The organism is Chryseobacterium subflavum, assembly GCF_055762745.1.
Window position 1 is genome coordinate 221,832 of record NZ_JBVTMR010000001.1, and the last position, 12,709, is coordinate 234,540.

The following is a 12,709-nucleotide window of genomic DNA, read 5'->3' on the forward strand; positions in this document are numbered from 1 at the left end:
TCGACTTGAGAACGGAGCGCATATGAAGTGAAGGAATCTAACACTATATGTCTTTTTTTTAACCACAAAAGTCACAAAAGTTTTTAAACACGTTAGCTGTTTTTAAGGACCAGAATGCTGTATAGAAAATACACTTAAGTTTTAAAAAAATCTTTGATTTTTTGACAGCGACCTGGGAACCGGAAACGTTAAAAAAATGAATCCTATAAACGTTAAGAAAATTCTACTGTCTGAGGGAGAAGTAAATATTAAATCTTGAACCTTTGTTTCAAGATAAAGAAATTAAGTCATATTTAAAATACAATTATTATTCAATTCAACATTAGTTCACAATCGCTGTTTACATTCGCAACCATAAAAAGTAATCATGAAAAAACTTCTTCTTTCATCTCTTATCCTAGGAACTTTATGGTCATGCAACAATGATGATACGGTAAATAACCAGGACATCAATTATAATAAACTACCACAGGAATTTCCTTTTACAACGGTTGCTACGATCAATGGAGTCGCTGTAATTAATGGTGGTTTCGGTTCCGGAGCAACAGCCCATCCTACCCGTAAAGGAGAATTTTATGTGATCACGGACCGTGGTCCCAATACCGCTTATCAGAATGGAATTAAATTCCTCATTCCCAACTATACACCCACGATCATGCATTTTAAGATCAATTCTGATGGAAATATTGAAGTACTGAAGTATATCAAGCTTAAAAATCCTTCGGGACAACCTATTACAGGACTTCCAAACCCTCAGGGAATGGGAAGTACGGGTGAAATTGCTTATGGTGTCAATGGAAATGTATTGGGGACTGATAATTACGGATTGGACAGTGAGAGTATTGTAGCTGCTGCTGACGGCACGTTTTGGGTGTCTGATGAATATGGACCTCACATCGTTCATTATAATGCGGATGGGGTGGAGATGGAAAGGATCAGTCCTATTGGAGTGAATACAGGAAACAGGAAATTGCCTGCCGTTTTCGCAAAAAGAAGACCTAACCGGGGAATGGAAGGAATGTGTATGACTCCTGACGGAAAGATGCTGGTGGGAACGATGCAGTCGACCATGTATGTTCCTACCAAAGCTCTCGCTACCAATACTACTTTAACAAGGATTGTAACGTTTGACCTTGCAACCGGGCAGACAAAACAATATTTGTATAAGCAGGATGGGGGAGCATCCGATTCCGTTTGTGATATCACGGCGATCAGTAATACTGAGTTTTTAGTTATTGAAAGGGACGGAAAATTCGGTTCTCAGGGAGGACTGAAGAAAGTATACAGAATTAATCTTTCCGGCGCATCAGATGTTACCGGTCCCGATCTGGCGGCTGTTGATGGGCTAAAGATTAATGATAAAGCTTTGGAACAATCCACATGGGCTGAGATTGATGCTGCCGGGCTAAAGCCGGTTTCCAAGACTTTAGCTGTGGATCTGGTTGCTAAATTGGGATATGAACACGACAAATTCGAAGGAATTGTTTATCTGGGAGGAAATAAACTGGCTGTTTTCAATGACGATGATTTTGGCGTTACCGATGATGGAAACGGAAACCCGAAAGCGAAGATTCTTCCTAAGACAGGAAAAGTAGATAAAGGAACAATGTATGTAGTCGATATTCAGTAATCATATTTTTAAAAGAAAAGCGGCGGAATACAATTCCGCCGCTTTTTATTTTTATGATATTGATTCAGTAGAGCATCTAACCTCTAACCTCTAATATCTAAAATCTAACTAATTAAAGGCCTCAATAATTTTAGAGAAATCCTCCAGTTTTAAAGCAGCTCCGCCAATCAGTCCACCATCGATATCCGGTTGGGAAAAAATCTCTTTAGCATTATCCGGCTTCACTGAACCTCCGTAAAGGATCGAAACTTCATCTGCAACTTCTTGCCCATACTTTGCAGCAATGATACTTCTGATATGTGCATGGATTTCCTGAGCTTGCTCAGGTGTAGCCGTTTCACCGGTTCCGATTGCCCAAACGGGTTCGTAAGCAATTACTACTTTTTTGATTTCCTCTGCGGAAAGGGTAAATAAAGCCACTTCAGTCTGGTTTTTTACCACTTCAAAGTGCTGGCCTGCTTTTCTCTGTTCAAGTGTTTCCCCATTGCAGTATACAGGAATTAAACCTTTATCAAGTGCTAACTTAACCTTTCTGTTGCAATGTGAATCTGTTTCACCGTGGTATTGTCTTCTTTCAGAGTGTCCGATAAGTGATCCGGTCACATCAATGGATTCCAGCATATCTGCAGAAAGCTCTCCTGTATAGGCTCCGCTTTCATGCTCGCTCATATCCTGGGAAAAAACTCCGATCTCATCCTTTTCAAAGATGTCTTTTGCCATCATCAGATACAATGAAGGAGGAGCGATCCAAACCTCACAATTCGTCGGGTTATTGTTTTTATAACTAAGTAATTGAATCATTAATTGCTGAGCATCAATTACATTTTTGTTCATTTTCCAGTTTCCTGCAACGATCTTTCTTCTCATAATTATTTTACTATTTAATCTTCTTTTATTTTAGTGTCTATAAATGTGTAGGTGTTATCTTTTTTACCCATTAATTCAATTGATTGGAACTTTACATTACCGTTATCCAGTACTTCATAATTGTACACATCAATCACCTTATCATAGTTATGAAGTTCATAATATTTTCCGGATTCTGTCCACCAGCTGCCATTTTCAGTTTCCTGTTGTACGTTACCGTCCTGATCAATAGCAACAAATAAAAGCATGCTTTTTCCGTTTTCCATCCTGCATGAAACCCAGTACTTTGAGAAACCTTCGATCTGTTGGTTTTGTTCAGAACCCTTATAACATCCTACCATCTTTGGATCGTAGGTTTTTTGTTGTGCTGTTAATCCTATTCCAATACAAAATAAGGATATGGCAAATAGTTTTTTCATAAAATTATTGATTAATTCCTTCTAATTTAAACATAAAGGCGTACACCAAAGCAGTATCCTTCAGGTAGTCGAATCTTCCAGAAGCACCTCCGTGACCATAAGCCATATCAGTTTTTAAAAACAATACATTTTTATCTGTTTTCATATCCCGTAATTTTGCCACCCATTTTGCAGGCTCGAAATACTGTACCTGTGAGTCATGCAATCCTGTTGTTACCAGAAGATTGGGATAATTTTTCTTTTCTACATTTTCATAAGGCGAATAGGATTTCATATAGAAATATGCCTCTTTATTATTGGGATTTCCCCATTCATCATATTCATTGGTGGTTAATGGGATGCTTTCATCAAGCATGGTATTCACCACATCTACAAACGGAACGTGAGCAATAACTCCATTCCAAAGATTCGGGCTCATATTGGCAATCGCTCCCATTAATAAGCCTCCGGCGCTTCCGCCCTGAGCATACATATGCTTTGGAGAAGTGAATTTTTCCTTTACAAGATATTCTCCAGCATCGATGAAATCCGTAAATGTGTTCTTCTTTTTCATCATTTTACCATCTTCATACCACTGCCGTCCCATCTCCTGACCTCCACGGATGTGAGCCATCACAAAGACAAATCCTCTGTCTAAAAGGCTTAATCGGGTAATGCTGAAAGAGGCATTGGATGAATTTCCGTAAGAACCATAGGCATAGAGCAACAGCGGATTTTTTCCGTCCTTTTTTAACCCTTTTTTGTACACAACTGAAAGAGGTATTTTTGTGCCGTCTTTAGCGATAGCGAAAAGTCTTTCTGTTACATAATTATCCTTATTGTAGCCTCCTAAGATCTCCTGCTGCTTTAAAAGAGTTCTTTTCCCTGTTTTCAGATCTTGTTCAAACTGGGAAAGCGGCGTAATCATAGACGTGTATCCGAAACGGAAATTGTCCGTATTGTATTCCGGGTTTCCTGCCGGAGAAACGGTATAAGTAGGTTCATCGAATTTTACAAACTCTTTTTTCCCGGTTTTCCTGTCATAAATGACCAATTGGGAAAGCCCATTTTGCCTTTCGCTAAAAACCAGGTAATTTTTAAATTCCGTAATGCCCTGTATTAAAACATCTTTTCTGTGGGGAATAAAATCTTTCCAGTTTTCAACTCCTGTTTTGGTTAAGGGAGTTTCCACGACTTTAAAATTAAGGGCATCTTTGTTCGTGGTGATCAGGAATTTATTCTCTAATGGTGTTACATCGTATAAAACATCCTTCATCCGTGGCTGAAATACTTTAAATGTACCATTAGGATCATCTGCATTCAGGTATCTTGTCTCGGAAGATGTAGTGGCAGTAGAATAAATCATAATGAACTTCTCATTTTTAGATTTTCCTACCCCGATGTAATTGGATTTATCCTTTTCTTCATAAACCACCACATCTTTACCAGGATCTGTTCCGAGTTTATGCCTCTTGATTTTTTCAGACAAAAGTGTTACGGGATTATTCTCAGTATAATAAATGGTTTTATTATCATTAGCCCATATTGCCTCACCTTCGGTATTTTTGATGCCCAGATCGGTTGTTTTTCCTGTGGAAAGGTCCTTTAAAAACAATTTATACTGCCGTCTCGAAACATCATCCACACCATACACCAGTTTTGTATTATCCGGGCTTATGTTGAATCCTGCTGCTGAATAATAAGGGTGTCCCTCAGCAAGCTGGTCCACATCCAGGAGTATTTCTTCAGGTGCCTCAAGACTACCTTTCTTTCTGCAATATTTAAAATACTGTTTTCCCGTTTCAGTCCGTGTATAATAGTAATATCCGTTTTTGAACGAGGGAACCGATTCATCTTTTTCTTTGATCCTGGATTTCATTTCCTGGAAAAGTTTTTCCCTGAAAGGTTCCGTATCCTTCATCATTCCTTCCCAATAGGAATTTTCCGCCTTCAGGTAATCAACAACTTTTGTGGAGTCTTTTCCTTTTTTGAAGTAATCGATCATCCAGTAATACGGATCATTTACCTTATCACCGTGTATCGTTCTGATGTGTTCCTGTTTCTCTGCAACAGGAGCCTTAAGATCAGGGAATTTTTGAGATTGAAGGGTAGAAGCACTCATGATTAATAGTCCTAGATATAATTTTTTCATACTCATATTGGTTTTTTGGGCAGGTGTCTAGTTCAGATGCCACAAATTCTTTAAAAGCTTATAGAAGGTATGTTCTTCATCCGTTACTTTGTTATCAGCTTTTATAAGTGTTTTGGCAAATTCTGCAAATTTTACGCGCTCTTCTTCCGTAGAGTCATCATAAAAACAACGGGCATGAAATTCAAAATGATCTTTCCATTCTTCAGGCTGAAGCAGGGCGATGGTTTCCAGTTCATTATCCAAATTCATTTTGAACGGAAATTCATCAGCTAAATATTGCTGTACAAGCATTCCTTCTTCAGGGGCAAATTCTCCGTCTACGGAAGAAAGAATCATTAATAAATGGTAACCGGCGATTGGCTTATTTGACTTTTGCATGAGTTGATTAAAAGTTTAGTGTTTAAAGTGGGTCAATTGACTCCTATTATGTATACGTTATTATTTAATATAATCTTTTGCAGGCTGTTTGTCTACAATTTTTCCGTTCTGTAATATCAGGACAAACGGGTTGCTTCTGGCAATGGTTTTAATGGCAGTTCCATCCATCATTGCATTTTTAATGGTTTTAAATGTGTTCGGATCCGTAGAGACACCATAGATAACTGCACCTTTCTGGGCATTTACCTTAGCTTCAACCTTCTGGATCAATTCCTGAGAAAGCTCTTTAGGGTGATAAGAAAATACCAAAACAGCCTTTGGAGCTTTAATAATCTCATCAGTAACCTCAAGGCCGGTAGGATCTTCAATTTTAAATTTTACAATCTCAGACTTGTAGCCTTCTTTTACGATGACAGATTCGTTTTTTCCTTCTTCAATCTTCCATGGAGAACCGTCAGCCCAATATTTTGTTTCTTTGATGTAATCATCCTGATTTACCTTTAAAACCTCCCCGGTTTTTTGATTTTTAAGAGTGTAGAAGGTTTTATATTCCGACGGGTTTTTACTGATTTTATCTTTTTCTGCTTTAATATCCGTACCGATTTTATAATCGCGGAAATCGATGAGAGGCTCGTGCATAATTCCCTGTGCCATTATGTAGACCATTACAAGACCAAAAGCTCCCAAAAGGAAATATTTGTACTTGGCCGTAGGTGTTTTCGTTGTGCTGCTGTATTCGTCTTTCCGGGCGAATTCTTTTCTGTACAGAACAAATAAAATAATCAGTCCGATCAGCAGAACAACGTCTTTAAAGAAACTCTGCCATGGCGTAAATTTTATTGCATCTCCAAAGCATCCACAATCGGTTACAACATTGAAATAAGCTGAATAAAAAGTAAGGAACCCAAAGAAAACACAAAGGGCAATGAGCATGGATAAGGTGAATTTCAGTCTTAATTTTATTAAAAGCATAAATCCAAGGAAAAGCTCCAGTACCACCACAATAACTGAAAACAGCAAAGCAAATTTTTCGAAAAATGGCATGTTGAAAACTGCGGGGGAAAAGTATTCTTCCATTTTAAAGGAAAAACCTACCAGATCCACAGCTTTTACAAACCCGGACAGGATAAAAATAACTGCAATAATAAAACGAAGTACACCTTTGATCATTTTAAATAGTTTTAGGTTCGAAATTGTTTTCTTTTTCAGAGAATTTGATCAGACAGAAAACAGCATAATTCAGCATATCAAAATAGTTGGCATCCAGGCCTTCGGAAACGATCGTTTTTCCCTGGTTATCCTCGATCTGTTTTGTTCTCAGGACCTTCTGGTAAATAAGATCTGTTATGGAAGAAATTCTCATATCTCTCCATGCTTCGCCATAATCATGATTTTTTCTTTCCATCAGAGCCTGAGCTTCAGATGCATATTTGTCATAAAGGCTTAAAATCTCATCATTATTTTCATTGAAATCGTTGGAAAGACCTTTTTCAAGCTGAATAAGTCCGATAATCGAATAGTTGACGATCGCAATAAATTCGTCTTCTTCACTTTCCTCAACCATTTTTTTATCCGTCATCTGCAGGGTCCGGATTCTGTTCACTTTAATATAGATCTGATCTGTAATTGAACTTGGTCTTAGAACCCTCCATGCTGCGCCGTAATCCTGTAATTTTTTACTGAAAAGATCACGACATTGATTGATAACTTTCCCGAACTGTACTGAAGTTTTTAACATAAATTCTCTTAATAGCCCAAATATACAAAAATACGTATTAGGTTGTGGGAATTGGAGTGTGATTTTGAGCAGAAATGCTTTTAGGTTTGAGGGTTTGAGGGTTGGGGAGCTGGATGGTTGGAGGGTTTGAGCGTAAGAGGGTGGTGGGGTTGAAGAGTATGAGAGTTGGGGATGAAAAGATTGTAAATACTAAGTGGAGAATACATTGCCAAATTGCTTATGATCTGGTGCCCATTGCTTATCAAATAACCTTGCTCATATTACTTTTACTCCTTAGCTTTGCATTATTAAAATTCACCACTAGTACATCATAACCTTTATCACTCACAAACCCTCATACTCATACGCTCACACGCTCAAACACTCCAACTCCCCAACCTTAAAAACCCTCAAACTCTCATGCTCTCCAACTCCCCAACTCATAAACCTTTTCACTCTATCAACTGCAATGGAAGAATAGTAGATTTAACGATTCCAAAAATTATGGGAATTTTAAATCTTACACCGGATTCTTTCTCTGATGGAGGGAAGTTTAACGATGAAAAGACCGCACTGGAGCACACGGAGAAATTACTGAAAGAAGGAGCGGAAATCATTGATATCGGACCCCAGTCTACGCGTCCTCACGCTGAATTTCTTACGAGCAAAGAAGAGATCCGAAGGATCGGAAAGCTGATTTCTCAGATCAAAAAAGAATTTCCTGAAGCATTGATCTCATTGGATACCTTCTATTCGGAAACGGTGAAGTTTGGTTTTGATGAAGGAATTGACCTCATTAACGATATTTCAGGAGGACAATTTGATCATAATATGTTCGATATTGTTTCAGGAACAGGACTTCCTTATATTCTGATGCATATAAATCCTTCCTATGAGAGGATGCATGACAAAACAAAATTTGAGGATATTACATTAGAGGTGAACCGGTATTTTAGTGAAAAGACCCATGAGCTTTTACAGAAAGGAGTGAGGGATATTATTCTGGATCCCGGTTTTGGTTTTGGAAAAACGGTGGAAGATCAGATGAAATTAATAGGAGAAGTGGAGTATCTGGAATTTGGACGATTTCCTCTGTTGATTGGTATTTCCAGAAAATCTTTTATTTACAAACCTCTAGGTAAAACCCCATTGGATATTAATGAAGAAACCCAAAAACTTCACATGAAAGTTTTAAAACAAGGGGCAAAAATTCTCAGGGTGCACGATGTTGCCGAAGCTAAAAAAACAGTGGAGATCTTTTTGCAAGAAAAATGATAAATAGGCTAAAAAAAACTATGCGCTAAAAAGAATCAACGCATAGTTTTAAATGGTAAACCAATCATATTTTATCTCTCTAATGTAAAGTTCGGGATCACTTTCGGACGATCACTTTCATTAGCTACTTTCCATGAAGTTCTGTACATCCATTCCGTCATTTTGTATAACTTTTTGTAATTGATGTTCTCAGACTCATCCTGTGGAGTATGGTACTGCTCATGTAAAACACTGGTAAAAAATATAGCAGGGATTCCTAGTTTTGCGTACGGTAAATGATCACTTCTGAAGTAAAAATATTCAGCATGATTAGGAGAATCCCAGTCTTTAAGGTATCTGAATTTCGTACTTTCGTTATTGGCTTCTTCAGCCATTTTTACCAATTCTTCAGAATTTTTATGCGGAGCATTTCCTCCTAACAGAGCTGCTTCTTCATTGCTGTTTCTGCCGATCATATCGCCATTCAATACTGCAACGATCTGTTCTTTAGGAACTACAGGATGGGCTGCATGCCATCTTGACCCCAAAAGTCCTCTTTCTTCGGCACCATGAAAAACAAAAAGAATACTTCTTTTTCCGGGTTGTTTTTTGTAAGCTCTTGCCATAGCAAGCATAGCTACACAGGTACTCGCGTTATCATCTGCACCGTTGTAAATGGTATCATTTTTAACCGGATGTCTTATCCCGTCATGATCCTGATGTCCGCTGATCAGAACATATTCATTTTTTAACTTGGGATCTGTTCCTTCAATTTTTCCGATAACGTTTACAGATGGATATTTATAGGTTTCTGTGATCAGGTTGATAGACACTTTAGGATTGTTTTTTAGCCAGCCGGCATTTTCTCTTTTGATCCACAAAACAGGGATATTGTTTGTAATGCTTTCTCTTAATCCCTCTACGCCATACGATCCTCTTGTCATTTGCGGAAGAACTTCTGCCCAACTTTTTTCAGAAGTATCATCTGTGATGAAAATAATGGCTTTAGCGCCAAGATTTAGTGCCGTATTATAGTATTTTGTTCTTACAAATCCGGGATATCTTCTTACAAAAAGGGTCATTTCCTTTTCAATATTTTTATCGGAAGCGTTTACGGCCAGTACTTTTCCTTTAAGATTCAATTTAGATAGATCCTCAGGTTCGGTATTTCCGGCGTACACAACATCAGTTTCCAGATGAGCATTTACAGGTTCTGCAACAAGAAAATCTTTCCATAATCTTAATGTATTTTCACCCAGTTTTACGCTGCTTTGCGGAATTACCTGATGCCTGTACATATCAAAATACTGAAAAAAAGTGCCATTTTCTCCTGCCGGAGACATCCCGGACTCTTTCGCCTTATCTGCCAGCCACATCGAGACTTTTAACTCATTTAACGTTCCTGCTTCACGCCCCCAGAACTGATCAGCAGCCATTTCATACATATCTTTTTTAAGATCTGATTCTTTGATTGCAGATACTAAAGGCTTTTTATAGCTTTGGGCATGGGCTAAAAAGATAGCAAATACGCCGATAATTGATAGAAAATAATTTTTATTCATAGGGTGAACAAATTAATTAAGATAGGACAGCTTTTCCGAGAACTGTTTGGAAAACTCTTTCCGGTCTTCTTCCAGTTTTTCTTTGTCAGCAGGTAAAATATAATTGAAGAGAATCTTTTCTTCGCGATCGATGAAAATAATTTCCTTCTCTTCACCATCAATCATCTGCAGGAATATTTCCCACATGGAAACGTCCTTTAACCGTAAAAGGTCAAAAAAATCGTCCGCTTTTATTTCTATTTTTTTCATGTTCTGATTGTTAAAATTCCAATAATTTTAATTTAAACTGTATGGCAAAATTTTGCTTAAAATTAGAGGTGGTATAATATCCTACTCTATAAAATACGCCAAGATTAAAATAACTTGAAAGGAAGTTATTCCATTCCACACCTACTTCCTGATACAGGTGATCCAGCTTTCTGAATTTGAAATCATGATATTCCGGATGTTTCATATCTCCAATGGTTCCTCTAAGAACAAAATCAAAACTTGATACATTTTGTCCGATACTCTTCAGGTATAGCGGAAGCTTATGGGTGAAATAATAGGCAATAAATTTATCATTATAATACTTTCCTCCCTCTAATGTTGCAAATCCAAGGTAGGAGGTAAGGTTAAAATTAATATCTCTTCCCGGAGAAGCCAGTCCGTTCATCGTGAAATTTTTCCAGATCGGAGCTTCACCCAGAACGATCCCTCCATAGAGCCTTACACCGGTAGTTCCTAAAACCGTTTTAAAATTATGAACAAAAAGTGCATCAAAACGGGTATAATTAAAATCACCACCCAATACTTTGTAGCTCTGTTCATAATTGAAATAAAGTTCAGGGTACTTCTGATCAATAAGAGACTTGCCCTGTGGGGTCATAATATTGGTGGAATTAGGTGAGAACTTCAAAGTAAATAGTGTATTGAAGTTTTCAAACGAAGGACCACTGTTTCGGAACTGGTAATCAAACATAGCCTGCTCAAAATTTCTCCTTGCCGCAAAAACCAGGGTAAGTCCGTTAGTGATATCATTAAGATAAGACAAAGAAGCCCCGCGGAAATGGTAATACCTGTCATTATTAAGGTTATTTCCATAGTTCATCATTCTCATCTTAAAGTTCCAGAGTCTTCTGTAAAATTCCCCAGATGCAGTTACATCATTATAATATTCTATTCTGAAAAACGAATTCTTTTCCAGGGTTGTTTTCATGTCCAGGCCGATTCCGTACTTCCATTTATCATCTTTGAACCCATAGGCGAAATAATAATCCGGAGAAAAATAAGGATTAAAAGTTTCATTCAGTTTAGCTTTTAAGCCAAGCCTGAATCCCTCATAGAGGTTGTAGTTCACAATTTCATCTACCGCAAAGTCAACGATACCAACCCTTATCTGCCCATTGATAAGCCCTGTCAGTATTTTAGCTTTATTATCGATATTGTAGATCTTTCCAAGGCTGTCTATAGTTGTATAGGTATTTCTTTCCCTTTCCGTTAGCGGATCCGTTCTGTACTGGTCAAGAGATGTTCCATCCGCATTTTTTACAGAAAAGGTATATCCCTTAAAATCTTTGGAGTTTTCTTCAATAGGGGACTTGAAATCAAAATACCTTGAGGTAAGGAAAGCGTAGGTGCCAAAACTGTTTCTCCCTTTTTTTTCAGCGGTATCTTCAGAATGGTCTTTACTGTCGTCCTTTACGGCCATTTTACTCATTCGTAGTTTTACCTTTTCATGAGCAAGGAACCATTTGTTATTATAAAACACCCAGGTGCTGGTAATAATTCCGTCGTTTTTATTTTTACTGATGTTTTCGATCTTTTTAATACCATAGGTCTCGGTATCTATATAGATCGTTCCGTTGAACTTTCTTTTTTTGTCGGACTTTTTATAATTCACTTCACGGAAACGGATCACAAAGTTTTTCCGTCCGTCCAGCTCTAGGGTATCGGTAAGAAAATAACGGTATAAACCTCTGTTTTCCTGTTTAACCTGATTCGGAATTCGGTCCCTGTTACTTTGCTGGAGAGCAATCATTTCATAGATAGGTTGCTTAAGACCCGAAATCCTGTTATCTAAAATATTGATCTTTTCTCCATATTTTTTTGAATACAAAAACTCCTGAGCTCTTTCCCAAAGAAAAAGTTTGCTTTTTGAAAAGATCTTTTTAGCGGAAATATTGTTTAAAGAATCCTTCTCCCTTTTCTTTTTGAAGAAATTAGTATCGTTAAAAAACTGATTAAACTGAGTTATACTATCTTCGTCAATATCTAAAGATACTTTTTCATACGATTTATACGTGTATGAGCTCAGACTTTTGGGAGAGTTTTCTTTAAAATATTTATTAACCTTATTCAGAATCTCCAGGGCTCTCGGATCACTTTTATCCTGCAGGATGACGGTCTCAATAGCAGTGGTTTTTGAGGAAGTTTTAAGGAGTGATACCTCCATATTTTCTTCTACCAACGCAATTTCATTCTGATAATAATCTGCCCGGATTTCTATGCTGTTGCATTTGGTTTTGAATTCAAAAATTCCCCGGGAGTCTGTTTGTCCAAGGAGTTTATCATTACAGAAGATTTTAGCATTGAGGACAGGGTTTTTGTCTATCTCATCGATGACTTTGATTTTTGATTGCGAATAACCAAAAATACAAGTCCAGAAAAATATAATAAATAAAACCCTTTTCATGAAATAAATGTGAATCAAAATTAGTGATATTTCTTATCATGAAAAACTTTTATAAGCGTTATTGATATAATTTTCAA

The 12,709-nt window shown here is 37.4% G+C and carries 11 protein-coding genes; 2 read left to right on the top strand and 9 right to left on the bottom strand.

What is annotated here, in order from left to right; genetic code table 11:
• Nucleotides 1-367 precede the first annotated feature (367 nt).
• Entirely contained in the window at nt 368-1,630 is a 1,263-nt protein-coding gene (locus tag AC0INN_RS01050; protein ID WP_273647314.1) for an esterase-like activity of phytase family protein, read from the top strand.
• Between the two features lie 108 nt (nt 1,631-1,738).
• Here AC0INN_RS01050 and tpiA read toward each other — a convergent pair whose 3' ends face one another.
• From tpiA to AC0INN_RS01080, 6 genes are read right to left on the bottom strand one after another with little or no spacing between them, the layout of a single operon-like run.
• Nucleotides 1,739-2,497, bottom strand: coding sequence for a triose-phosphate isomerase (gene tpiA / locus AC0INN_RS01055; RefSeq protein ID WP_172277043.1), 759 nt, complete (start codon nt 2,495-2,497; stop codon nt 1,739-1,741).
• A 14-nt stretch (nt 2,498-2,511) separates the two neighbouring features.
• The gene (locus AC0INN_RS01060; RefSeq protein WP_172277046.1) at nt 2,512-2,916 is read right to left on the bottom strand and encodes a hypothetical protein; all 405 of its coding nucleotides are present in this window, start codon (nt 2,914-2,916) and stop codon (nt 2,512-2,514) included.
• A gap of 4 nt (nt 2,917-2,920) precedes the next feature.
• On the bottom strand, nt 2,921-5,047 hold the full coding sequence (locus AC0INN_RS01065; protein ID WP_273647315.1) for a S9 family peptidase: 2,127 nt from the start codon (nt 5,045-5,047) through the stop codon (nt 2,921-2,923).
• A 27-nt stretch (nt 5,048-5,074) separates the two neighbouring features.
• Nucleotides 5,075-5,425, bottom strand: a complete 351-nt coding sequence (locus AC0INN_RS01070; protein ID WP_273647316.1) for a TerB family tellurite resistance protein — start codon at nt 5,423-5,425, stop codon at nt 5,075-5,077.
• A 60-nt stretch (nt 5,426-5,485) separates the two neighbouring features.
• Nucleotides 5,486-6,595, bottom strand: a complete 1,110-nt coding sequence (locus AC0INN_RS01075) for a BT_3928 family protein (protein WP_273647317.1) — start codon at nt 6,593-6,595, stop codon at nt 5,486-5,488.
• Nucleotide 6,596: 1 nt separating this feature from the next.
• The gene (locus AC0INN_RS01080; protein WP_172277058.1) at nt 6,597-7,163 is read right to left on the bottom strand and encodes a DUF1599 domain-containing protein; all 567 of its coding nucleotides are present in this window, start codon (nt 7,161-7,163) and stop codon (nt 6,597-6,599) included.
• A gap of 483 nt (nt 7,164-7,646) precedes the next feature.
• On the opposite strand from AC0INN_RS01080, the gene folP reads away from it, so the two are divergent.
• The gene (gene folP / locus AC0INN_RS01085) at nt 7,647-8,417 is read left to right on the top strand and encodes a dihydropteroate synthase (protein ID WP_273647318.1); all 771 of its coding nucleotides are present in this window, start codon (nt 7,647-7,649) and stop codon (nt 8,415-8,417) included.
• A 71-nt stretch (nt 8,418-8,488) separates the two neighbouring features.
• On the opposite strand, the gene AC0INN_RS01090 is transcribed toward folP, so the two are convergent.
• The 3 genes from AC0INN_RS01090 to AC0INN_RS01100 are packed head-to-tail and all read right to left on the bottom strand — an operon-like array spanning nt 8,489 to nt 12,632.
• The gene (locus tag AC0INN_RS01090; protein WP_273647319.1) at nt 8,489-9,958 is read right to left on the bottom strand and encodes a M20/M25/M40 family metallo-hydrolase; all 1,470 of its coding nucleotides are present in this window, start codon (nt 9,956-9,958) and stop codon (nt 8,489-8,491) included.
• Nucleotides 9,959-9,970: 12 nt separating this feature from the next.
• On the bottom strand, nt 9,971-10,207 hold the full coding sequence (locus AC0INN_RS01095) for a hypothetical protein (RefSeq protein ID WP_172277064.1): 237 nt from the start codon (nt 10,205-10,207) through the stop codon (nt 9,971-9,973).
• A gap of 10 nt (nt 10,208-10,217) precedes the next feature.
• The gene (locus AC0INN_RS01100; RefSeq protein ID WP_306611273.1) at nt 10,218-12,632 is read right to left on the bottom strand and encodes a hypothetical protein; all 2,415 of its coding nucleotides are present in this window, start codon (nt 12,630-12,632) and stop codon (nt 10,218-10,220) included.
• Nucleotides 12,633-12,709: the final 77 nt, after the last annotated feature.

Excerpts from the sequence above, each read along its gene's own strand:
- AC0INN_RS01095 (WP_172277064.1), bottom strand. The coding sequence starts at position 10,207 with ATGAAAAAAATAGAAATAAAAGCGGACGATTTTTTTGACCTTTTACGG.
- AC0INN_RS01090 (WP_273647319.1), bottom strand. The coding sequence starts at position 9,958 with ATGAATAAAAATTATTTTCTATCAATTATCGGCGTATTTGCTATCTTT.
- AC0INN_RS01080 (WP_172277058.1), bottom strand. The coding sequence starts at position 7,163 with ATGTTAAAAACTTCAGTACAGTTCGGGAAAGTTATCAATCAATGTCGT.
- tpiA (WP_172277043.1), bottom strand. The coding sequence starts at position 2,497 with ATGAGAAGAAAGATCGTTGCAGGAAACTGGAAAATGAACAAAAATGTA.
- AC0INN_RS01070 (WP_273647316.1), bottom strand. The coding sequence starts at position 5,425 with ATGCAAAAGTCAAATAAGCCAATCGCCGGTTACCATTTATTAATGATT.
- AC0INN_RS01050 (WP_273647314.1), top strand. The coding sequence starts at position 368 with ATGAAAAAACTTCTTCTTTCATCTCTTATCCTAGGAACTTTATGGTCA.
- AC0INN_RS01075 (WP_273647317.1), bottom strand. The coding sequence starts at position 6,595 with ATGATCAAAGGTGTACTTCGTTTTATTATTGCAGTTATTTTTATCCTG.
- AC0INN_RS01100 (WP_306611273.1), bottom strand. The coding sequence starts at position 12,632 with ATGAAAAGGGTTTTATTTATTATATTTTTCTGGACTTGTATTTTTGGT.
- folP (WP_273647318.1), top strand. The coding sequence starts at position 7,647 with ATGGGAATTTTAAATCTTACACCGGATTCTTTCTCTGATGGAGGGAAG.
- AC0INN_RS01060 (WP_172277046.1), bottom strand. The coding sequence starts at position 2,916 with ATGAAAAAACTATTTGCCATATCCTTATTTTGTATTGGAATAGGATTA.
- AC0INN_RS01065 (WP_273647315.1), bottom strand. The coding sequence starts at position 5,047 with ATGAAAAAATTATATCTAGGACTATTAATCATGAGTGCTTCTACCCTT.